The organism is Pelomonas sp. Root1237 (assembly GCF_001425055.1).
GTDB lineage: Bacteria > Pseudomonadota > Gammaproteobacteria > Burkholderiales > Burkholderiaceae_C > Pelomonas.
Window position 1 is genome coordinate 84,560 of record NZ_LMDK01000012.1, and the last position, 22,180, is coordinate 106,739.

Below are 22,180 nucleotides of genomic sequence, written 5' to 3' on the forward strand. Positions count from 1 at the left end.
CCGTCACCGGAGACTGCGATGAAGATCGACCCCTACCTGTTCTTCAACGGCCGCTGCGAAGAAGCCATCGAGTTCTACAAGAAGGCCCTGGGCGCCAAGGTGGAGTTCCTGATGCGCAACTCCGAGAGCCCCGAGCCGCCGCCGCCGGGCACGCTGCCGGCTGGCTCGGAGAACAAGATCATGCATGCCTCGGTCCATATCGGCGGGGCCCTGGTCATGATGTCCGACGGCATGTGCGACGGCGACACGGCCTTCAAGGGCTTCTCGTTGTCGCTGGACTGCCCCGACGCCGATGCCGCGCGGGAGGCGTTTGCGGCTCTCGCCGAAGGTGGCCAGGTCAAGATGCCGCTGGCCAAGACCTTCTGGGCGCCGCTGTTCGGCATGGTCGATGACCGCTTCGGCGTGGGCTGGATGGTGGGCGTGTCGGACAATGCGGCGTAGTGACCACGCCAGTACAGCTCCCCGCACATCTCAAGGCCGACTGCTCGGCCTGCGTAGCGCTGTGCTGCGTGATTCCACCCTTCGATGCGAGCCAGGGCTTTGGCTTCGACAAGCCGGCCGAGACACCCTGCCACCACCTTTGCGCTGACCACCGCTGTGGCATCCACGATGAACTGGTGCCGCGCGGCTTTGAGGGCTGCGTGGCCTTTGACTGCCTGGGCGCGGGCCAGCGGCTGACGGCCTTGGCCACCGAACGCTTCGGCAGCGCCGACTGGCGCGCGCGGCCCGAGGTGGCGCGCTGGCTGTTCCAGGCCTATCCGCGCGTGCGCCAGACCCAGGAGTGGCTGGCGCGGCTGAGCCTGGCCGCGCTGCTGACCCAGCATGTGGCGCTGCAGGCCCTGGCCACCGAGCTGGAGGCCGACGCGCAGCGCTGGCCGGACTGGACGGCGGCCGAGCAAGCCGGCTGGCAAGGCCGCGTACAGGCGGCGCTGGCGCCGTTGGCCGAAAATCGGCGTTCAAGGAGCTGATGCAATGTTTGGATTGATGGGCGGCTTTGGGGCTGCCGAAGGCCGGCTGCTGACTGAAACCGGTGCGACGAGTGACCATGCTTTCTGATTGGGTGGAGCCGCAGTGGCGCCGGCGCCGTGGCGTTCGCACCGTTCAAGTCGTGGCCGTGCTGGCTGCGTTGCTGGCGGTCTTGAGCCTGCTCGGCATGTTCAACCAGTTCGGCGCTTCCGACGGCGACGTGATCAAGACAGAACGGCAGTTGGTCGCGTCCGTCGACTTGCGTGTCGGCAATCCCGCCGGCGCGGTGGAGCGCGGTGAGGCCAAGGCACGTGCGGACATCAAGGCAGGCCTTCTGCAACTGCAGATATTCGGGCCCCCGAAGACCAAAGCTGAAGCGGCCAAGGCCCAGCGGCTGGAGAAACGCTACGGCGTCGACTGGGTCTACAAGGGCGAGGAGGGCTCGCTGCTCGCACTTGCCTTCGCTGACGGCTACAACGGCGTGATGCGAGCCGAGATTGAACGCCGTCACGGCGGCGAAGCCCTGGAGCAGCTGATGCGCGAGCATGGCATTGAATCTCCGAAGCAGAAGGAAGGCCCATGAAGCTCATCGGCATGCTGGACTCCCCCTATGTGCGCCGCGTCGCGATCTCGATGCGGCTGCTCGGCCTGCCCTTCGAGCACGCGGCCATCTCAGTGTTCCGCGGTTTTGATGCCTTCCGGCAGATCAACCCGGTCGTCAAGGCGCCGACGCTGATCTGCGATGACGACGTTGGCGGCAGCCTGCTGATGGATTCGACGCTGATGCTCGAGTACGTTCAGGCCCTGGCCGGCCGCAGCCTGCAATCGAGCGAGCCGGCCGAGCTGCTGCGCGAACTGCGCCTCACCGGCCTGGCGCTGGCGGCCTGCGAGAAGACGGCCCAGATCGTCTATGAGCGCGGCCTGCGCCCGGCCGAGAAGCGGCATGAGCCCTGGATCGAGCGCGTCACTGGCCAGCTGCTGGCAGCCTATGGCGAGCTGGAGAAGGAACTGAGCCACCAGCCGCTGGATGCCAGCGAAGGCGGCATCCGCCAGGCGGGCATCACGGTCGGCGTCGCCTGGACCTTCACGCAGTTCCTGCTGCCCGAGGTGGTGGCAGCGGATGGTTTCCCACATCTCGTCGCGCATGCAGCGGCGACCGAGGCGCTGCCGGTCTTTCGCGCCATTCCCTGCGACGACGCGGTACAACTCAGCTGATGGCTAAGCGCCCCTCGCAAACCGTCTACGTCTTCCAGGGTGGCGGCGCCCTGGGTGCCTACCAGGCCGGCTTCGTCGAGGCGCTGGAGGACGCCAGCCTGCCGCCTGACTGGTTGGTCGGTACCTCCATCGGCGCCATCAACGCGGCGCTGATCGCCGGCAACGCGCCGGCTGAGCGCCTGAAGGCGCTGCGCAGCTTCTGGGACCGCGTGACGCGGCCCGGCTTTGCGCCACATCTGCCGGCCAGCCCCTTCACGGCGATCTGGCAGCAAGGGCTGCAGACCTGGCAGACGCTGACGAGCGGCATCCCGGGCTTCTTCAAGCCGCGCGGCCCGCAGGCCTGGGACATGAACCGGCGTGCGCCGCTGACCGAGCTGGGCTTTTATGACACCGCGCCACTGGAGGAGACGCTGCGCGAGCTGGTGGACTTCGAGCGCATCGCCGCGGCCGAGACGCGCCTGACGTTGTGCGCCGTCAATGTGCGCACCGGCGGCCTGGCGCTGTTCGACAACCGTGACGGCCGCACCCGCATTGCGCCCGAGCATGTGATGGCCAGCGGCGCACTGCCGCCGGGCTTCGCACCGGTGCAGATCGGCAAGGACGCCTACTGGGACGGCGGCATCTACTCCAACACGCCGTTGGATGTCGTGCTCGACGACAGCGAGCGCCGCGACACCCTGTGCTTCATGGTCGATCTGTGGGACGCCAGCGAGGCGGCGCCCAGCACCATGGCCGGTGCACTGACGCGCTACAAGGACATCCAGTACGCCAGCCGCATCTTCGAACACCTGGACGACCACGAGCGCTTGCAGAACCTGCGCCGCGCGCTGCGCCTGGTGGGCCGCAAACTCGACGCCAAGACGGCGGCAGACCCGGCCATCAAGGAACTGTTGGCCCTGGGCTGCGACTCGCGCATCGACGTTGTCCACCTCGTCATGCAGGCCCTGCCCGGCGAGGACTCCTGGCGCGACATCGACTTCAGCGACGAGCGCCTGCGCGCGCGCTGGTCAGCTGGCCTGAAGGACGGGCGGCGCGTGCTGCAGCGCGCGGCCTGGCGCGAACCCATACGGGACCGTGTCGGCATGCGGGTGCACACGCTGGACGGTGGGGCCTGAGCTGCCGCGTCTGGCATGACGGCGGGCCTGCAGCGGTGCTGAGGCTTCGGGTAATTGCCTGTCGATCTTTTTGACAATGAGCGAGGCGGCCGCCGCTAGCAGTTCCTCGCCCCTGCCGCTGTAGCCTTGTTTACAGAGCAAGGCGGCGCGCTGGTATGGATCCTGCTGCGTTGGACTGTTCATAACTATGGGAGGTCGGACATGCGAATCAGCAAGACTCTGGTTGCCAAGGCAGCAACCGCGCTGGGGGCTTTGGTGTTGGCATCGACGGGGGCTCATGCAGCACCCGTGGTTGACCAGGCCAATGACGTGATTGGTACGGTCAGCTTCAACGGCGGCGCCCCGACCTTGACCTGGCAGCAAGGCGTGGTGGCGGGGCAGACGGGCCAGTTGACGGCGATCGAGGTGTATTTCAATGCAGCCAATCTGGGCGCGGGTATCCAGTTCTTCGTCAACCAGGGTGCGGGTTGGCAAAGCGATGCGAACGACTTCGACGCGGTGCTGAATGGCCTGGTTGCCGGATGGAATCTGATCGACGTGTCGTCTGCCGGTATTTCGCTGAGCGCTGGTGACCAGTTGGTCTTTGGCTTCAAGGGGCAGAGCCCCGGCAATTTCAGCCCGTCGTTCACGGGGACGAGCGGCGATGTCTATAGCCAAGGCCAGCTGTTCCTGAACGGTGCGGTGTATGCCGTCCCTGACTACGACGTCAACTTCCGCACCTATGTCGAAGCAGGGCGCCTGCCCGAGCCGGGTTCGGCTGCCCTGGTGGTGATCGCCTGTCTGGCCACTGGCCTGGCGCGGCGTCGCGCTCGCGCCTGACGAGCGCTTGTCTGGTCGCGCTGGCCGGCGATCAGCCGTTCGCCAGCGCGTTCAGCTTCTCGACCGTCGCCCAGTTGCGAGTCGTGCAGTCTTCGCCGAGATTTTTCAGCAGCGCAACGGCGGCCTTGCTTTCCAGGATGCCGTGGGCGCACCACAGATAGGCTGCGTGCTCGGTGACGACGAAGCGCTCGGCGCCCTGCGCTGTGATGGCAGCTGCGGCCTGCAGCGCGGCCGCATCGGTTGTCATCGCGACGAGCAGGCGGCTGGGGTCGTCTGCCTCGTCAATGCCATGCCCCGCCGCGATGGCGGCCCATTCGGCCGCCGTCTTCAGGATGACGGCGGCATCGACGCCCAGCTGCTCCCGCACGGCGGTGCGGATCTTGTCGGCGCTGAGCTTCTTCTTGACGTCGAAGACGGCATTGCCGCTGTTCAGCAGCGTCGAGACCTTGGTCGCGCCCAGCTCGGTGAGCAGGGCCTTGAGGTCGGCCATCGCGAGGCGCTTGGCCTTACCGACGTTGATGCCGCGCCACAGCGCCACGTAACGCATCAGAAGCCTTTCAGCTCATGCCCTGGTGACGCAGCAGCGCGTCGATCTTGGGCTCGCGGCCGCGGAAGGCCTTGAAGTTGTCGATGGCATCGCGCGCTCCGCCTTGCTCCAGCACTTCATTCAGGAAGCGCTTGCCGGTGGCGGCGTTGAACACGCCTTCCTCTTCGAACGCACTCCAGGCGTCGGCGCTGAGCAGCTCGGCCCACTTGTAGCTGTAATAGCCCGCCGCATAGCCGCCTGCGAAGACGTGGGAGAAGCTGTGCTGGAAGCGGTTGAAGGCCGGCGGGATCAGCACGGCGACCTCGGCGCGCACCTCGTCCAGCACCTTCTGCACGTCGGCCTCAGCGCCCGGCTCGCCATGCAGGCGCATGTCGAACAGCGCGAACTCGATCTGGCGCAGCGTCATCAGCCCGCTCTGGAAGTTCTTGGCCGCGGTCATCTTGTCGAAGAGATCGCGCGGCAACGGCTCGCCGCTGTCGACGTGGCCGCTGAGCTGTTGCAGCACGTCCCATTCCCAGCAGAAGTTCTCCATGAACTGGCTGGGCAGTTCGACGGCGTCCCATTCGACACCGGAGATGCCGGAGACGCCGAGGTCGTTCACCTGCGTCAGCATGTGATGCAGGCCGTGGCCGAATTCGTGGAAGAGGGTGATGACGTCGTCGTGGGTCAGCAGCGCCGGCTTGTCGCCGACGGGGCTGGCGAAGTTGCAGGTCAGCAGCGCCACTGGCGTCTGCTGCTCACCCGTGGGCTTGAGCCAGCGGCTGCGCACCTCGTCCATCCAGGCGCCGGGGCGCTTGCCGTTGCGCGCGTAAAGGTCGAGATAGAACTGGGCGATGAGTTGGCCACCGCGGCGCATCTCGTAGAACTTGACGGTCTCGTGCCAGACCGACGCCGTGGCCTCGCTGATGGACACGTCGAACAGGCGCTCGATGATGGAGAACAGGCCCGGCACGACCTTGGTGGCCGTGAAGTACTGCTTCACCGTCTGGTCGCTGAAGGCGTAGCGGGCTTCCTTGAGCTTCTCGCTCCAGTAGGAGACGTCCCAGGATTCCAGCGGTTGCCCCTTGGAAAACTCGCGCAGCTCGGCCAGGTCCCTTTCGGCGAAGGGCCGGGCGCGCTTGGCGAGGTCGCGCAGGAAGGTCTTCACCTCCTCCGGCGTCGAGGCCATCTTGGGCGCCAGCGACACCTCGGCGAAGTTGGCATAGCCGAGCAACTGGGCCTCTTCCTGGCGCAGGGCCACGATCTCGCGCATGGCGGCGGTGTTGTCCCATTCCGGCTTGCCCGTCTCGCTGGCGCGGGTCACGTAGGCGCGGTAGAGCTTCTCGCGCAACTCGCGACTTTCCGCGTATTGCATGACGGGCAGGTAGACCGGGAAATGCAGCGTGAGCTTGTGGCCGCCGTCGTCGAGCTTGGTGGCATCCAGCACATCCTGCGGCACGCCGGCCAGTTCCTCGGCGATGGCGATGTAGCTCCAGCCGTCGGTCGCGTCCAGCACATGCTCGCTGAACTGCTGCTGCAGTTCGGCGCTGCGCTCCTGGATCGCGGCATAGCGCTCGCGGGCCGCGCCCTGCAGTTCGGCGCCGGACAGCACGAAGTTGCGGATGGCGTGCTTGAGCACCTGCTGGCGCGGTGCGCTCAGCGTTGAACCTTGAGCGGCGACCACGGCCTTGTACTTGGCGAACAGCGCCTCGTTGGCGCCCATGGCCGTGCTGAACTCGGTGACGGCCGGCAGCATCGCGTTGTAGGCCTCGCGCAGTGCCGGCGTATCGGCGACGGCGTTCAGATGGCCCACGGCACCCCAGGCGGCGCCCAGGTGCTCGGTGCTGGTATCGAGGATGCGCGACAGCGCGTCGTAGTCGCCCGGCGTCTCGGGCTTGGTGGCCTCGTCCAGTGCAACCTGCGCGGCGGCCAGCAGTTGCTGGATGGCCGGCTGCACATGCTCGGGATGGATGGCCGCGAAGTCGGGCAGGGCGGCAGTGGAGAGCAGAGGATTTGTCATATCAAGCAGACTTGGCGACGCGTTCCGCAGATTCAAGCGTGTTGACCAGCAACATGGCAATGGTCATAGGACCCACGCCGCCGGGCACGGGCGTGATAAAGCCAGCCACTTCCTTGACGCCGTCGAAGTCCACGTCGCCGCAGAGCTTGCCCTCGTCGTTGCGGTTGATGCCCACGTCGATGACGACTGCACCCGGCTTGACCATGTCGGCGGTCAGCATGTTGCGCCGGCCGACCGCGGCGACGACGACGTCGGCCTGGCGGGTATGGTGGCCAATGTCCGGCGTGGCGCTGTGGCAGACGGTGACCGTGGCATTGGCCTGCAGCAGCAGCAGGGCCATGGGCTTGCCCACGGTGTTGCTGCGGCCGATGACGACGGCATGCTTGCCGCGCAGGTTGAAGCCGGTGCTCTCGATGAGCTTCATGCAGCCATAGGGCGTGCAGGGCCGAAAACCCGGCAGCTGGGTCATCAGCTCGCCGGCGCTCAGCGTCGAGTAACCGTCCACATCCTTGCTCGTCGCGATGGCTTCGATGACCTTGTGCGGGTCGATGTGCTTGGGCAGGGGCATCTGCACCAGGATGCCGTGGATGCTGGGGTCGTTGTTGAGCGCATCGATGCGGGCTAGCAGTTCGGCTTCGCTGAACGTCGCTTCGTACTTCTCCAGCACCGAATGCAGGCCGGCGTCGGCACAGGCCTTGACTTTGTTGCGCACGTAGACGTGGCTGGCCGGATCGTCGCCGACGATGACGACGGCCAGGCCGGGCTGCACACCCTTGGCGGTCAGCGCCGCCGCGCGGGTCGCGACTTCGGCGCGGATGGATTTGGAGAGGGCGAGGCCGTCGATCAGTTGGGCGGTCATGGCAGTGTGGGTCCGTTCAAAAACTGCAAAACAAAGCCACAGAGGCACAGAGACACAGAGAGAAACCTTGAATTTCTCTGTGTCTCTGTGCCTCTGTGGGCGTGTTCAAATTTAGAAAGCAAAAAGCCGCTGAGAGTTCAGCGGCCTTCCGGTAGTCAGTGGAGGTCAGGCCTTCGCCGTGGCACCCAATGCGATCTTCAGCAGATCGGCCACGGTGTTGGCGTTGAGCTTTTCCATGATGTTGGCGCGGTGCGCCTCGACCGTCTTGATGCTGATGCCGAGGTCGTCGGCGATCTGCTTGTTCAGGCGGCCGGCGACGATGCGCTCCAGCACCTGCGCTTCGCGCGTCGTCAGGCGCGCCAGCAGGGCGTCGCGGCTGGCGGCTTCCTGGTGGCTGGAGAAGGCTTCGCGGGCCTGGTCGAGCATGCGCTCCACCAGGGCCAGCAGCTCTTCTTCCTTGAAGGGCTTCTCGATGAAGTCCATCGCGCCCTTCTTCATGGTCTGCACCGCCATGGGCACGTCGCCGTGGCCGGTGATGAAGACGATGGGCAGGGGGCTCTTGCGTTCGATGAGGCGGTCCTGGAGTTCCAGGCCGGTCATGCCATCCATGCGGATGTCGGCAATCAGGCAGGCGACCTCGCGGGGGTCGTAGCGGGCGAGGAAGGATTCAGCGGAATCAAAGCACTTGACCCGGTAATCCTTGCCTTCGAGAAGCCACTGCAGGGAGTCGCGGACCGCTTCGTCGTCATCGACAACGTAGACGTTGCCCTTCTTGGGGATCAAGCTCATGGTGCTGTGGGTTCTGTTCTCTGAGCGCTGCCGGGAGTGCCTGGGGAGGCTTCCTGACGCAGGTGTTCTGAGGTGATGGTGACCGGAATCGTGAATGCAAATCGGCAGCCGACGACCAAGGAGCCATTGTAGAGGTTCTCGGCTTTTATCCGGCCCTGGTGGGACTCGACGATAGACCGGCATAACCCTAAGCCGATGCCCAGGCCATCGGCCTTGGTCGAGAAGAAGGCCTCGTACATGCGCGACAGAACTTCATCGGGCAAACCCGGCCCCATGTCGGTGACCGAGAACTCGATCTGGCCGCCCAGCTCGGCGCTGTGCTTGGGGATGACGCGCAGCTCGATGTGGCGGCGCGACGTCGGGAGCGAGGCGTTGTCGATCGCTTCGGCGGCATTCTTCAGCAGGTTCATCAGCACCTGCTCGACGAGGATGGGGTCCACCATCAGCTGCGGCAGGCGCTGGGCGACATAGGTGTGGATGGCCACGTTGCGCCGGCGCAGCTCAATGCCGGCGAGCTCGACCGCGTCTTCGACGATGTCTGCGGCGTTGGCGGGCTGGCGTTGCGGCTCGCTGCGCTTCACGAAGTTGCGGATGCGGTGAATGATCTGGCCGGCGCGCTCGGCCTGCTTGGCCGTCTTGGTCAGTGCCGCCATCAGCGCATCCTTGTCGATGCTGTCGTTTCGCACACGGCTGACCATGCCGTTGCAGTAGTTGGTGATGGCGGTCAGCGGCTGGTTCAGCTCGTGGGCGACGCTGGAGGCCATCTCGCCCATGGTCATCAGCCGGCTCGTCACTTGGGCCTTGTCGGCCTGCAGCGCGGCCTGGGCCTCGGCGTGGCGGCGCATCGTGATGTCGGTGGCGATCAGCATCTGCGCCAGGCGGCCGTCGGTCCATTGCAGGTAGCGCGCGCGCACGTCAAACCACATGGCCAGGGACTCGACATAGACCTCGCGCGGGTCGGAGCCGGTTTCGGTCAGCGCCTCGGCGGGCAGGCCGGAATAGTCATCGACTTCGTCAGTGCCGTCGTCCAGGCCGCCGCGGCGGCTGGTCGTGCCCAGCAGATGGCCGCCGGCCAGCAGTGCGTGCCCGGCCGGGTCTGCGCCGAACCACAGGCGGTAGCTGCGGTTGGCGAACAGCAGCTCGGGCGGCTGCACAGACAGCACGGACACGGCGGCGTCCAGCCCTTCCAGCACGGTGGTGAAGCGTTCGTGCGAGGCCGAGAGCTGGTCGCGCACGCGCTTGGCCTCGGTGATGTTGGTCATCGAGGTCATCCAGCCGGTCTGCTTGCCCTTGGTGTCCACCAGCGGCGACACATAGACGCGGGCATCGAACTGGCTGGCGTCCTTGCGCTGGATCTTGACCTCCACCCCACCCGACGGGCTGCGGCCCTGCAGCTCTTGCTGCAGCAGGCGGGCGTTCTCCTCGCGGCGGTCCACGGGCCAGAACGGGTAGGGTGGTGTGCGGCCGACGAGGTCGGCCTCCGAGAAACCGGTCATCGCGCAGAAGGCCGGGTTCACGTAGGTGATGCGCGTGTCCATGTCCATGGCGCGCATGCCGGTCAGCATGGAGTTCTCCATGGCGCGGCGGAAGTTGGTTTCCAGCGTCAGCGCGTTCTGGATCTGCGTGCGCCGGCGCATGTGGCGCCAGGTGCCCAGCAGCATCCACACCGTCATGCCCGCCAGCGCCAGCACCAGCCAGAACAGTGCGTTGTTGATGAGGCCGATGGAAGTGCGCCAGCCCTGGCCGCGCAGCACCAGGCCATTGAGTGCCGGCGCCAGCGGCACGTCGTGCAGCAGCGAGGCGCGGCGCAGCACCTGGCCCGGCATGGGCGTGACGGTACTGCTGACGACCTGGTCGCGCGAATCCAGCACGGCGATGCTGTGGCGGGTGGCGACTTCGCTGGGCACGTAATAGCGCAGCAGCGATTCGACGGTGTACTCGGCGATCAGCACGCCGGCGAAGCCGCCGCGGTCGATCAGCGGGATGTGCAGCTGGAAGACGGTGACGCCGTTGGCATCGGCGAAGGGCGGCGAATAGACCGGCTGGCGGCGATCCTTGGCCGCTTCGAAAGCGATGGCCGCAGCGTTGGACTGGTTGGCCATGGGCATGGACGGGTCGCCGCCGTCGGCCGACATCAGCCCGTCGGCCTGGAAGCCCGCCGCGCCGACGCTGCTGCGACGCTCGCGCTTGGCGCTCAGCCAGGTCACATGCGTCAGCTCGGGCCGCTCGCGCGCAAAAGCCTGGGCCTGGGCCGAAAACTCGTGCGCGTCGATCTGCCGCGTGACGACCTCGCGCGCGATGCGCACGAGCTGCTCCTGATTCTCGATCAGGCGCAGGCGGATCTGCTGCTGGGCGATCTCGGTGTCGCGCTTGACCGACTCGGTCTCGCGTTCGATTTCTTCGTTGCGCAGGTACCAGAAGGCCGAAATGATGGCCGCCAGGAAGAGCAGCACGGAGATCAGCGGGCCCAGCGTGGCCAGGCGGTCCTGGCGTGACGGCGACTGCTTGAACCACCAGGTGGCGACCAGGCGGCGCGTCGTGGCGAGCCAGCGTTGGCTGCGGTTGGGCGAGGCGGAGACAGGGGGCATGCGCAATTATCCGGGCCGATGCCGATCTCGTTGATTTCACAATAAGAAATCACCTCGCACCATTTGGGAAAGTGCTCGAGCCTGTGAGACACTCCGCCCCGCTCGCGGGCCTGGGTCCGCACCTCGCACCTGTTAGAACTGCCACTTTCGCCCGCAGAGGCGGATTTATTAGGAGACACGGCCATGTCAGCCCAGCCGCAAGACTTTCTCGGCGCCGCCGCGAACGACCAAGACCCACAGGAAACCCGTGAGTGGCTGGATGCCCTTTCGGCCGTCATCGGCGAAGAAGGTGGCGACCGCGCCCACTTCCTGCTCGAGACCCTGATCGACCACGCCCGCCAGGCCGGCATCGAAGTGCCGTTCTCGGCCAACACGGCCTACGTCAACACCATCCCGCCCGACCAGGAAGAGCGCTTCCCGGGCAATATCGAGATCGAAGAGCGCCTGCGCGCGTACATGCGCTGGAACGCGATGGCGATGGTCGTGCGCGCCAACAAGCACAACCCCGAAGACGGCGGCGACCTGGGCGGCCACATCAGCTCCTTTGCGTCGCTGGCCACCATGCTGGGCTGCGGCTTCAACCACTTCTGGCATGCCGACGACGGCGTGCACGGCGGCGACCTGCTCTACATCCAGGGCCACAGCGCCCCCGGCATTTATGCCCGCGCCTTCATGGAAGGCCGCATCACCGAAGAACAGCTGATCAACTTCCGCCAGGAAGTCGACGGCAAGGGCCTGTCCAGCTACCCGCATCCGAAGTTGATGCCGAACTTCTGGCAGTTTCCGACCGTCTCGATGGGCCTGGGCCCCTTGATGGCCATCTACCAGGCCCGCTTCCTGAAATACCTGCACGCCCGCGGCATTGCCGACACGAGCAAGCGCAAGGTCTGGGTGTTCCTGGGCGACGGCGAGATGGACGAGCCGGAATCGCTGGGCGCCATCGGCCTGGCCGCGCGCGAGAAGCTCGACAACCTGATCTTCGTCGTCAACTGCAACCTGCAGCGCCTGGACGGCCCGGTGCGCGGCAACGGCAAGATCATCCAGGAGCTCGAAGGCGAGTTCCGCGGCGCGGGCTGGAACGTCATCAAGCTGATCTGGGGCGGCTACTGGGACCCGCTGCTGGCGCGCGACAAGGACGAGCTGCTGCGCAAGGTCATGATGGACACCGTCGACGGTGACTACCAGGCCATGAAGGCCAATGACGGCGCCTTCGTGCGCAAGAACTTCTTCGGCAAGCACCCCAAGCTGCTGGAACTCGTCTCCAAGATGAGCGACGAGGACATCTGGCGCCTGCAGCGCGGCGGCCACGACCCGCAGAAGGTCTACGCGGCCTATCACAAGGCCGTCAACACCGTCGGCCAGCCCACCGTGCTGCTCGTGAAGACCGTCAAGGGCTTCGGCATGGGCAAGATCGGTGAAGGCAAGAACACCGCCCACCAGACCAAGAAGCTGCAGGACGACGACATCCGCGCGATGCGCGACCGCTTCAACATCCCGGTGTCGGACGAAGACCTGCCCAAGATCCCGTTCTACCAACCGGCCGAAGGCTCGCAGGAACTGAAGTACCTGCACGAGCGCCGCAACGCGCTGGGCGGCTACCTGCCCAAGCGTCGCGCCAAAACCGACGAAAAACTGAACGTGCCCGACCTGGCCACCTTCCAGGCCGTGCTGGACCCGACGGCCGAAGGCCGCGAGATCTCGACGACCCAGGCCTATGTGCGCTTCCTGACGACGCTGCTGCGCGACAAGGAACTAGGCCCGCGCACGGTGCCCATCCTCGTTGACGAGGCACGTACCTTTGGCATGGAAGGCCTGTTCCGCCAGATCGGCATCTACAACCCCGCGGGCCAGCAGTACACGCCGGTCGACCGCGACCAGGTCATGTACTACCGCGAGGACAAGGCCGGCCAGGTGCTGCAGGAAGGCATCAACGAGGCCGGCGGCATGGCTTCGTGGATCGCCGCGGCGACGTCGTACTCGACGAACAACCGCGTGATGATCCCGTTCTATGTCTACTACTCGATGTTCGGCTTCCAGCGCATCGGTGACCTGGCCTGGGCCGCCGGCGACATGCAGGCGCGCGGTTTCCTGCTGGGTGGCACGTCCGGCCGCACGACGCTGAACGGCGAAGGCCTGCAGCACGAGGACGGCCACAGCCACATCCTGGCCGGCACCATCCCGAACTGCGTGTCCTATGACCCGACCTTCGCCCACGAAGTCGCCGTCATCATGCAGCGTGGCTTGAAGCGCATGGTGGAAGACCAGGAAAACGTCTATTACTACATCACCCTACTGAACGAGAACTACCCGATGCCAGGGCTCAAGGCGGGCACCGAGGAGCAGATCCTCAAGGGCATGTACCTGCTGGAAGAGGCGGATGCTTCCAAGCCGGTCAGCGTGAACCTGCTGGGTTCGGGCACCATCCTGCGCGAAAGCCAGGTCGCCAAGATGCTGCTGGAAGAGGAGTGGGGCGTGGGCGCCAATGTGTGGAGCTGCCCGAGCTTCAACGAGCTGGCCCGCGACGGCCAGAACGCCGAGCGCTGGAACCTGCTGCACCCCACCGAGCTGGCCTGCGTACCTTTCGTGACCCAGCAGCTGGGTCACACCAAGGGCCCGGTCATCGCGTCGACCGACTACATGAAGAACTACGCCGAGCAGATCCGCGCCTTCATCCCCAAGGGCCGCTCTTACAAGGTGCTGGGCACGGACGGCTTCGGCCGCAGCGACTTCCGCTCCAAGCTGCGCGCGCATTTCGAGGTCAACCGCCACTACATCGTCGTCGCTGCGCTGAAGGCACTGGCCGATGACGGTGCGATCCCGGTCGAGCGCGTGGCCGAGGCGATTGCCAAGTACGGCATCGACGCCAACAAGATCAACCCGCTGTATGCATAGCCCACCCCCGAGGCGCTGACGCGCCTCCCCCTCGAGGGGGGCGCACCCAGTGGCCTGGCAAAGCCAGTTCCACGGGTGCCGCTTGGGAAGGCACTACATCCGCAAACATTGGAGATATGGGTTATGGCATTGGTTGAAGTCAAGGTTCCCGACATCGGCGATTTCGATGAAGTCGGCGTCATCGAGGTGCTCGTCAAGGTCGGCGACACCGTCAAGGTCGAGCAGAGCCTGATCACCGTCGAAAGCGACAAGGCGTCGATGGAGATCCCGTCGTCGCAGGCCGGCGTGGTCAAGGAGATCAAGGTCGCCGTGGGCGACAAGGTCAAGGAAGGCAGCGTGCTGGTGATGGTTGAAGCCGAGGGTGCTGCCGCGCCTGCGGCCGCTGCGCCGGCGCCTGCCGCTGCAGCCCCCGCCCCGGCGGCCGAGCCTGCCGCAGCACCCGCGCCGGCACCGGCGGCCCCTGCGCAAAGCAGCGGCCCGGTCACCATCGAAGTGCCGGACATCGGCGACTTCGACGAGGTGGCCGTCATCGAGCTGCTGGTGAAGGTCGGCGACACCGTCAAGGTCGAGCAGAGCCTCGTCACCGTCGAGAGCGACAAGGCATCGATGGAGATCCCGTCGTCGCATGCCGGTGTCGTCGAGGAACTGCTCGTCAAGGTCGGCGACAAGGTCAAGAAGGGCTCGCCGCTGGCACGCGTGGCCGCCACCGGGGGGGCGCCTGCGCCTGCGCCGGCCGCAGCAGCGCCCGTGGCCGCGTCGGCGCCTGCCGCAGCAGCCCCAGCTGCCGCACCGGCTGAGACCAAGACCGTACCGACGGCGGCGTTGCCGCCGCACGAGCCTGTTGCTCCGACTGGCAAGCTGCCCCACGCCTCGCCCAGCATCCGCAAGCTCGCCCGTGAGCTGGGCGTGCCGCTGGCCGAAGTGAAGGGCACGGGCGCCAAGGGCCGCATCGTCGAGAGCGACGTGCAGGGCTTCGTCAAGGCAGTCATGTCCGGGCAGCTCCAGACTGCCGCGCAGAAGGCCGCCGCGCCCGCCGGCGGTGGTGGCAGCGGTTCCGGCCTGAACGTGCTCGCCTGGCCCAAGGTGGACTTCGAGAAGTTCGGCCCCGTCGAGCGCAAGGAACTGTCCCGCATCAAGAAGATCTCGGGCGCCAACCTGCACCGCAACTGGGTCGTCATCCCCCACGTCACCAACCATGACGACGCGGACATCACCGACCTCGAAGCCTTCCGCGTCCAGCTGAACAAGGAGAACGAGAAGGCCGGCATCAAGGTCACGATGCTCGCCTTCATGATCAAGGCGGCCGTGGCGGCGCTGAAGAAGTTCCCCGAGTTCAACAGCTCGCTGGATGGCGACACGCTCGTCCTGAAGAACTACTTCCACATCGGCTTCGCGGCGGACACGCCCAACGGCCTGGTCGTGCCCGTCATCAAGGACGCCGACAAGAAGGGCATCTTCCAGATCACCCAGGAAATGGGCGATCTGGCCAAGAAGGCCCGCGACGGCAAGCTGGGCCCGGCCGACATGAGCGGCGGCTGCTTCTCGATTTCGTCGCTCGGCGGCATCGGCGGCAAGTACTTCACGCCCATCATCAACGCGCCCGAGGTGTCCATCATGGGCGTCTGCAAGAGCTCGATCGAGCCCGTGTGGGACGGCAAGGCTTTCGTGCCGCGCCTGATCCTGCCGCTGTCGCTGAGCTGGGACCACCGCGTCATCGACGGCGCCGCGGCTGCGCGCTTCAACGTCTACTTTGCTTCGCTGCTCTCCGACTTCCGTCGGATCGCGCTCTAAGTCGGGAGCTGAACACATGGCAATCGTGGAAGTTCAAGTTCCGGACATTGGCGACTTCGACGAAGTCGGCGTCATCGAGGTGCTGGTCAAGGCCGGCGACACCGTCAAGGTCGAGCAAAGCCTCATCACCGTCGAGAGCGACAAGGCGTCGATGGAGATCCCGTCATCCGCCGCTGGCGTGGTGAAGGAGCTGCGCGTCAAGATCGGCGACAAGGTCAAGAAGGGCTCGGTCGTGCTAACGCTGGAGTCGGCTGAAGCCGCTGCTCCCGCGCCGGCTCCCGCTGCGCCTGCACCAGCACCCGTGGCTGCGGCACCGGCACCGGTCGCCGCGACCTACTCGGGCAGCGCCGACCAGGCCTTCGACCTCGTCGTCCTCGGCGGTGGCCCCGGCGGCTACTCGGCCGCCTTCCGCGCCGCCGACCTGGGCCTCAAGGTCGCCCTCGTCGAGCGTTACGCGACGCTGGGCGGCGTCTGCCTGAATGTCGGCTGCATCCCGTCCAAGGCGCTGCTGCACGTCGCGGCGGTCATGGACGAAGTCAGCCACATGGCCGACCTCGGCGTGGCCTTCGGTGAGCCGGAAGTCGACATCGACAAGCTCCGCGCCCACAAGAACAAGGTGACGGGCAAGCTGACAGGCGGCCTCGCGGCCATGGCCAAGATGCGCAAGGTGACCGTGCTGCGCGGCGTCGGCTCGCTGATCGACGCGCAACACCTCAAGGTCGAAGCGACCGAAGGCGCCGTGGGCCAGGCCAAGACCGGCGCGGTGCAGACCGTGGCCTTCAAGCGCCTCGTCATCGCAGCCGGGTCGCAGGCCGTGCGCCTGCCCTTCCTGCCGAACGATCCGCGCATCGTCGACTCGACCGGCGCGCTGGAGATGCAGGTCGAGGCCGAGAAGATGCTCATCGTCGGCGGCGGCATCATCGGCCTGGAAATGGGCACGGTGTACTCCACGCTGGGCTCACGCCTGGACGTCGTCGAAATGCTGCCCACGCTGATGACCGGCGCCGACCGCGACCTCGTCAAGGTCTGGCAGAAGTTCAACGCGCACCGCTTCGACAACATCATGTTGAACACGAAGACGGTCGGTGCCGAGGCCAAGGCCGATGGCATCTGGGTCACCTTCGAAGGCGAGGGTGCCCCGAAAGAGCCGCAGCGCTACGACCTGGTATTGCAGGCCGTGGGCCGCACGCCCAACGGCAAGAAGATCGGCGCCGAGAACGCGGGCGTCATCGTCGGTGACCGTGGCTTCATCCCGGTCGACGTGCAGATGCGCACCAACGTCCCGAGCGTCTTCGCCATCGGCGACATCGTCGGCCAGCCCATGCTGGCCCACAAGGCGGTGCACGAGGGCCATGTCGCGGCGGAAGTCATCGCTGGTGAGTTGCTGGGCGACGAGAAGCTCAAGAAGAGCCAGTTCGACGCCCGCGTGATCCCGAGCGTGGCCTACACCGACCCCGAGGTGGCCTGGGTGGGCATCACCGAGGACGAGGCGAAAGCCAAGGGCATCAAGGTCACCAAGGGCCTGTTCCCGTGGACGGCCTCGGGCCGCGCCATCGCCAATGGCCGCGACGAAGGCTTCACCAAGCTGCTCTTCGACGAGGAAAGCCACCGCATCATCGGTGGCGGCATCGTCGGCACGCATGCCGGCGACATGATCGGCGAGATCGCGCTGGCCATCGAGATGGGCGCGGACGCGGTGGACATCGGCAAGACCATCCACCCGCACCCGACGCTGGGCGAGAGCCTGGGCATGGCCGCGGAAGTGGCGCACGGCTCCTGCACGGACGTGCCGCCGGTGCGCAAGAAGTAAGCAGCGATGCGTCGTCTGTTGCTGGGGGCGGCGTTGCTGCTGGCGCTCTCGGCACAGGCCGAAGAACGTTCACTGCGGGTCGCGCCGCAGGCCACCGATGCGCGGCTCAAGGCCGATGAGTCGCCGCATTGGGTGGTCTACGACCCGGCGGTGACCGAGCCCCTGCTTGTCTGGTTGCCAGGTACCAACGGTCATCCCGCCAGCGGGCCGAAGGGCCTTTTCCAGGCGGTGCGATCCGCCGGCTTCCGGTTGGTCGGCCTGTCCTATCTGGACGATGTGGCCGTATCGCAGGTCTGCAAGGGACCGCGGCTGCAGGCCCATCCGACCTGCGCCGCGGCCTTCCGCCAACAACGCGTCTGGGGCGATGCGACCGCGGCGCCCATTGACGACCGGCCCGAGGATGCCATCGTGCCGCGGCTCACCCGGCTGCTGCGCCATCTGGCCGAGCAGGATCCGGCTGGCCAATGGGTCGGCTACGTTGATGGCGATGAGCCACGCTGGAGCCGTATCGTGCTGGCTGGCCAGTCCCAAGGCGGCGGCATGGCCGCCTTCATCGCCAAGACGCGCGCGGTGGCCGGCGTGCTGGACTTCTCCGGCGGTTGGGACCGCGAGGCCGGCGGCGAACTGGCCCGCTGGTATCGCCGTGCCAGCGTCACGCCGCCCGAACGCTGGCATGCGACCTACCACGTGCAGGAGACGGCCGCCGACCTGCTGGCGCAAAGCTATCGCCTGTTGGGGATCCCGCCGGCCCAGGTTCATGCGTTGGACCTGCCGTTGCGCCCGGGCGGCCAGCCGCATGGCGAAGGCATTGCCAACGCGGCCTATGCGCCGCTGTGGCAGCAGATGCTGAGGACGGTGAGACCCGAGCCCTAGCGCGCGGCCTCCCGCACCAGCTCTTCATGCCGCCGCATCGCGGCGGCCAGTTGATGGCCGCCGTAGCGGGACAGGCCGGCGTAGGCGTCGGCCCGCGCGTCGGCCGGGTCGCCCTGGCCCAGCTTGAACTGGGCGCGGGTCTCCAGGATGCGGGCACTGAAGGGCACGATGTACTGCGCCAGTTGCTTCAGCCGCGGCCCCATCTCGGCCGGCCGCCAAGCATTGGGGTAGGGTGCTTCGACATGGGCGCTCAGCAGCTCCAGCGCACGCAGCAGCTGTTCCGGGCTGTCCTCGATGCTGACGTCCAGTTCGAACTGGACGAACTCGTAGTTCCAGGTCGGTGCGTAGCGGCGGTTGCTCATCCAGCTGCTGGCGATGTAGCCCTGCGCACCGGTGAAGGTGGCCAGGGCGCGCGGTTGGCGCTGCAGCAGGGCGAACTGCGGGTTGCGACGCGACAGATGGCCGATCAGCCGCGCTTCGCCGCTGGCCGCATCGCGCTCCAGGATCAACGGCAGCGGCGTGGCCAGCATCCGGCCCTCGTCGGCGCTGACGAGGGTGGCCAGCGGGAAGTCGGCCACCACGCGGTCGATCTCGCCACGGTTGGCGGGCTGGAAGGGAAGCTGTTCGTACATCGACATGGCGTGGTTTCTTGTTGTGCTGGGAAGGCCTGCAGTCTAGGAACGCGCTGAGCCTCCTTCGTGTGCGAATTTGCAATTTGTCATTGCAAAATTGCTGGTCATGACAGCGCCCATCATCAACGACCTGAACTGGGACGACCTGCGCCTGCTGCAACTGATCGCCCAGCATGGCGGCCTGGCCAAGGCGGCCGGCGCGGGCGGCTTGAGCCATGCGACGCTGTTTCGGCGGCTGCGGGCGTTGGAGCAGAAGCTGGACCTGCGGCTGTTCGAGCGCCTGCGTGGTGGCTATGTGGCCACGCGCGCCGGCGCCGAGCTGGTCGAGTTGTCGCGCCGCATGGGGCGTGAGCTGCATGTCGTGACCGAGAGCCTGCGGGGGCGGCAGGCTTGGCCTGGCGGCCTGCTGAGGTTCAGCGCGGCCGATACCTGGATGCAGGCCCTGCTGCCGCCGCTGCTGGCCAGCTACCAGGCCCGGCATCAGGTCCAGCTGCAGGTGCGCAGCGGCAACGCGCTGCTGGACGTGCAGCAGGGCGAAACCGATGTCGCGCTGCGCTCCGGCGGCCCGCCGCCGGAGTCGCTGGTGGGGCACCGCCTGGCGCGTGTCGAGGCGACGGTCTATGCGTCCCGCAAGCTGGGCGGCGTCAGCGCCGAAACCCTGGACCTGCAACCCTGGGTGGGTGTCGACGAGGACCTGGCCCATCTGGCATCAGCCCGCTGGCTGGAGGACCAGGGCCTGGGCCGCCAGGTGGCGGTGCGCACCAACAGCCTGACCCATGTTCGCCAGCTGGTGCGCGCCGGCATGGGCCTGGGTGCCTTGCCCTGCTATCTCGGCGATGCCGACCCCGAGCTGAAGCGCGTGTTCGATCCGCCGCGCGACTGGCGCAGCGAGCTGTGGCTGCTGACCCGCGTGGAGCTGCGCCAGGTGCCCCGCGTCAAGAAGCTGTTCGAGCATCTGTACGAAGGTACGCGAGCGCTGCTGCCGCTGATCGAAGGGCGCAGCCCGCAGCCGGACACGCCTGAGCAGGAAGCGGAGATCCTGAAGCGCTGGAAGGCGGCCAAGGCCGGCTAGATGTTGGACGGATACATCGCCGGGCAGTTCGCCGTGCCGAAGCGGTCCACCGGGATCCGAAAGCGCATGCCCACGCGCAGCTGCTGCCAGCGCTCGGCGTCGACGCGGCAGACCCAGGCATGGTCCTCGCGGTCGCGCAGCTCGATCTCGAAATAGGCTTCGCGCTTGCTCAGGCGCTCGCTGCCGGGCTGGCCGGGCGGGGCCATGCGCAGCGGCGGGCGCGGCCAGTCGGGGCGCTCGCCGGGGCCGCCCTCGTTCTTGACGATCCAGCTGCGGCGCCAGGCCAGGACGTTGTAGCGGCAATGCTCGCCCGGCTCGGCGCGCTTGCCGGTGGGATCGGCGATGGTGCGGCGGCTGATGTCGAAAGCGCCCTCGGGAAGCTCGTCGCACCAGTCCGAGCCGGACTCGGAACGCAGCCGCTCGACGATGATCTCCATGCGCCAGCTGCGTTTGGTCAACTCGACGGCGACGCCGGACGGGCCGAACGCCCACCAGCCGACGATAGCCAGTGCCGCCACCACCATGGCGACCAGCACGATGACACGCAGGCGCGGGAACCTAAGCCGCATCGAACTGCGCGCTGATGGCTTCTTCCCACTGGGCCAGCTCTTCCCAGTCGATGTGCAGCCAGGCCATCGCAGCCTGGTGGTGGCCGGCCCAGTCGGCGTCCTCGGGCAGGCCTTCGTGGCGGCGCATCAGATGCTCGGCGATCAGGCCGGCGGCGATCAGCGTGTGGATCTCAGGCTCAATGCCGTCGTGGCCGAGGGCCGCGAAGTCGTGGTGCAGGCGGATGGCCGACATCAGCGGCGCCGGCAGGTTCCAAACGCGCACGACCAGCGCGCCGACGACGGCATGGTCGGTCTTGTGGTTGGCGTTTTCCGTGGCGATATAGGGGCGGTCGATGCGAGCGCCGGCCTCCACCATGGTGGCTGCATAGCCGCGCACGCTCTGCATCAGCACCGGCATGCCAACGTGCAGGAAGAGACCAAAGCTGTGCGCCAGGTCGGGCGACAGGCCCGGCAACTGCTGGGCAATGATGGCCATCGCGATGGCGCGCTTGGTGCTGCGCTCCCAGAAGCGCGCCAGCTGTGGCGCGTTGACGGGGATGGCGTGTTGGGCCAGGAAGCCCGTCATGACGGCCACGCTCTCGCGCAGGCCGATGCGCGTCATCGCCTGGCCGACGGTGGTGCAGGGCAGGCCGACGGGCTTGAACAGCGGGCCGTTGGCAATGCGCAGCAGCGTGGCGGCCATGGCCACGTCGCTGGAGGCGATGCGGGCGACGAGGTTGAGGTCAGGCTCGGGCTGGCTCATGGCCTGCTGCAGCTGAGCCAGCAGCTCGGGGCAGGGCGGGATCTGGATCTGCTGCAGGGGGCCGCGGCGGCGCGACTGGTCGATGTCGTCGCGGATCTGCTGCGCACGAGTGCGCAGGTCGTGGGAAGGTGCCGGGTTCTGCATCATCCAAAAATCTTATGGCGCTTCGGACATGTGCCGGCCGGGTACAGTGAATTCAACTGCAGCCCGCCGTCAATCTTGCCCACTTCCCCGCCTCGCGTCGCTTTCGCCCTTCGTCGGCATCGGTGGTGGTTGGCCGTCCTGGTGGCCGGGCCGGTGCTGGCGCTGGCGGCTTATGACGCGGCGCGTGTGCTGGAAGCTGCCGCAGCCCGCGGTCCCCGCGTCGTCGAGCAGGCCCAGGCCCTGGTGCAGCAGATCGAGCGCAGCGGCGTGAGCGAGGAGCTGCAGCGGCTCAAGGACATCAACGATTTCTTCAACCGCCGCCTGGCCTTCAAGGACGACGCCGTCACCTGGAACCTGCCGGACTACTGGGCCTCGCCGCTGGAAAGCCTGGAAAAGCGCGCCGGCGACTGCGAGGACTACGCCATCGCCAAATATTTCGGCCTGGCGGCCACGGGCGTGCCGACGGCCAAGTTGAGGATGGTCTATGTGCGGGCGCGGCTGCAGGGCCAGTCGCTCGCCCACATGGTGCTGGCCTACTATGCCCAGCCGGGCGCCGAGCCGCTGATCCTGGACAACCTGCGCCCCGAGGTGCTGCCCGCGTCGCAGCGCAGCGACCTGACGCCGGTGTTCAGCTTCAACACCGAGGGCCTGTGGCAGGGCGTGGGCCAGGTGACGGCGGGTGACCCGCTGGCGCGCCTGTCGCTGTGGCGCGAGCTGGTGGCCAAGGTCAGGGCAGAAGGGTTTCTGTGATGGGGAGT

20 protein-coding genes are annotated in these 22,180 nt (G+C 66.9%); 12 read left to right on the plus strand and 8 right to left on the minus strand.

Annotated features, from left to right (window positions below):
• The first annotated feature begins 18 nt into the window (after positions 1-18).
• The 6 genes from ASC91_RS08260 to ASC91_RS08285 all read left to right on the plus strand — a co-directional run bounded on the left by ASC91_RS08260 (position 19) and on the right by ASC91_RS08285 (position 4,115).
• Positions 19-441 (plus strand): VOC family protein, encoded by a 423-nt coding sequence (locus ASC91_RS08260; RefSeq protein ID WP_056194989.1) that lies wholly within the window; start codon positions 19-21, stop codon positions 439-441.
• Positions 441-968 (plus strand): hypothetical protein, encoded by a 528-nt coding sequence (locus tag ASC91_RS08265; protein ID WP_157281324.1) that lies wholly within the window; start codon positions 441-443, stop codon positions 966-968. The genes ASC91_RS08260 and ASC91_RS08265 overlap by 1 nt, the downstream gene beginning before the upstream one ends.
• Before the next feature lie 140 nt (positions 969-1,108).
• Positions 1,109-1,549, plus strand: a complete 441-nt coding sequence (locus ASC91_RS08270) for a hypothetical protein (protein ID WP_056194994.1) — start codon at positions 1,109-1,111, stop codon at positions 1,547-1,549.
• The gene (locus ASC91_RS08275; protein WP_056194997.1) at positions 1,546-2,181 is read left to right on the plus strand and encodes a glutathione S-transferase; all 636 of its coding nucleotides are present in this window, start codon (positions 1,546-1,548) and stop codon (positions 2,179-2,181) included. Before ASC91_RS08270 ends, ASC91_RS08275 begins: the two co-directional genes overlap by 4 nt.
• Complete coding sequence (locus ASC91_RS08280) at positions 2,181-3,296, plus strand: patatin-like phospholipase family protein (protein ID WP_056195000.1); 1,116 nt, start codon at positions 2,181-2,183, stop codon at positions 3,294-3,296. Before ASC91_RS08275 ends, ASC91_RS08280 begins: the two co-directional genes overlap by 1 nt.
• A 201-nt stretch (positions 3,297-3,497) precedes the next feature.
• Positions 3,498-4,115 carry a hypothetical protein gene (locus tag ASC91_RS08285; RefSeq protein WP_157281327.1) on the plus strand — a complete coding sequence of 206 codons (618 nt, stop codon included), beginning with the start codon at positions 3,498-3,500 and terminating at the stop codon, positions 4,113-4,115.
• 31 nt (positions 4,116-4,146) lie between these two features.
• On the opposite strand, the gene ASC91_RS08290 is transcribed toward ASC91_RS08285, so the two are convergent.
• From ASC91_RS08290 to ASC91_RS08310, 5 genes are all read right to left on the minus strand, one after another.
• Positions 4,147-4,662 (minus strand): DUF1697 domain-containing protein, encoded by a 516-nt coding sequence (locus ASC91_RS08290; RefSeq protein WP_056195005.1) that lies wholly within the window; start codon positions 4,660-4,662, stop codon positions 4,147-4,149.
• Between the two features lie 10 nt (positions 4,663-4,672).
• Complete coding sequence (locus tag ASC91_RS08295; protein WP_056195008.1) at positions 4,673-6,661, minus strand: M3 family metallopeptidase; 1,989 nt, start codon at positions 6,659-6,661, stop codon at positions 4,673-4,675.
• 1 nt (position 6,662) lies between these two features.
• A complete protein-coding gene (gene folD / locus ASC91_RS08300) occupies positions 6,663-7,520 on the minus strand; it encodes a bifunctional methylenetetrahydrofolate dehydrogenase/methenyltetrahydrofolate cyclohydrolase FolD (protein WP_056195011.1) in 858 nt (285 codons plus the stop codon).
• A gap of 165 nt (positions 7,521-7,685) precedes the next feature.
• The gene (locus ASC91_RS08305) at positions 7,686-8,309 is read right to left on the minus strand and encodes a response regulator transcription factor (RefSeq protein ID WP_056195018.1); all 624 of its coding nucleotides are present in this window, start codon (positions 8,307-8,309) and stop codon (positions 7,686-7,688) included.
• Positions 8,306-10,897, minus strand: coding sequence for a PAS domain S-box protein (locus ASC91_RS08310; RefSeq protein ID WP_056195022.1), 2,592 nt, complete (start codon positions 10,895-10,897; stop codon positions 8,306-8,308). The genes ASC91_RS08305 and ASC91_RS08310 overlap by 4 nt, the downstream gene beginning before the upstream one ends.
• 183 nt (positions 10,898-11,080) lie before the next feature.
• On the opposite strand from ASC91_RS08310, the gene aceE reads away from it, so the two are divergent.
• From aceE to ASC91_RS08330, 4 genes are all read left to right on the plus strand, one after another.
• Positions 11,081-13,789 carry a pyruvate dehydrogenase (acetyl-transferring), homodimeric type gene (gene aceE, locus ASC91_RS08315; protein ID WP_056195024.1) on the plus strand — a complete coding sequence of 903 codons (2,709 nt, stop codon included), beginning with the start codon at positions 11,081-11,083 and terminating at the stop codon, positions 13,787-13,789.
• 123 nt (positions 13,790-13,912) lie between these two features.
• The gene (aceF, locus tag ASC91_RS08320) at positions 13,913-15,580 is read left to right on the plus strand and encodes a dihydrolipoyllysine-residue acetyltransferase (RefSeq protein ID WP_056195027.1); all 1,668 of its coding nucleotides are present in this window, start codon (positions 13,913-13,915) and stop codon (positions 15,578-15,580) included.
• 16 nt (positions 15,581-15,596) lie between these two features.
• Complete coding sequence (lpdA, locus tag ASC91_RS08325) at positions 15,597-17,390, plus strand: dihydrolipoyl dehydrogenase (protein ID WP_056195030.1); 1,794 nt, start codon at positions 15,597-15,599, stop codon at positions 17,388-17,390.
• 6 nt (positions 17,391-17,396) lie between these two features.
• Positions 17,397-18,263, plus strand: a complete 867-nt coding sequence (locus tag ASC91_RS08330; RefSeq protein WP_157281330.1) for a BPSS1187 family protein — start codon at positions 17,397-17,399, stop codon at positions 18,261-18,263.
• Here ASC91_RS08330 and ASC91_RS08335 read toward each other — a convergent pair.
• A complete protein-coding gene (locus ASC91_RS08335; protein ID WP_082532532.1) occupies positions 18,260-18,901 on the minus strand; it encodes an FMN-binding negative transcriptional regulator in 642 nt (213 codons plus the stop codon). The two genes, ASC91_RS08330 and ASC91_RS08335, sit on opposite strands and share 4 nt — an antisense overlap.
• 100 nt (positions 18,902-19,001) lie before the next feature.
• Between ASC91_RS08335 and ASC91_RS08340 the strand changes: the two genes are divergently transcribed.
• Positions 19,002-19,967 (plus strand): LysR family transcriptional regulator, encoded by a 966-nt coding sequence (locus tag ASC91_RS08340; protein ID WP_157281333.1) that lies wholly within the window; start codon positions 19,002-19,004, stop codon positions 19,965-19,967.
• Here ASC91_RS08340 and ASC91_RS08345 read toward each other — a convergent pair.
• A complete protein-coding gene (locus tag ASC91_RS08345) occupies positions 19,964-20,536 on the minus strand; it encodes a hypothetical protein (RefSeq protein ID WP_056195041.1) in 573 nt (190 codons plus the stop codon). The genes ASC91_RS08340 and ASC91_RS08345 overlap by 4 nt on opposite strands.
• The gene (locus tag ASC91_RS08350; protein ID WP_157281336.1) at positions 20,526-21,425 is read right to left on the minus strand and encodes an HDOD domain-containing protein; all 900 of its coding nucleotides are present in this window, start codon (positions 21,423-21,425) and stop codon (positions 20,526-20,528) included. Before ASC91_RS08350 ends, ASC91_RS08345 begins: the two co-directional genes overlap by 11 nt.
• Before the next feature lie 126 nt (positions 21,426-21,551).
• Here ASC91_RS08350 and ASC91_RS08355 point away from each other — a divergent pair, with 126 nt between their 5' ends.
• Positions 21,552-22,172 (plus strand): transglutaminase-like cysteine peptidase, encoded by a 621-nt coding sequence (locus ASC91_RS08355; RefSeq protein ID WP_056195047.1) that lies wholly within the window; start codon positions 21,552-21,554, stop codon positions 22,170-22,172.
• The last annotated feature ends 8 nt before the right edge of the window (positions 22,173-22,180 follow it).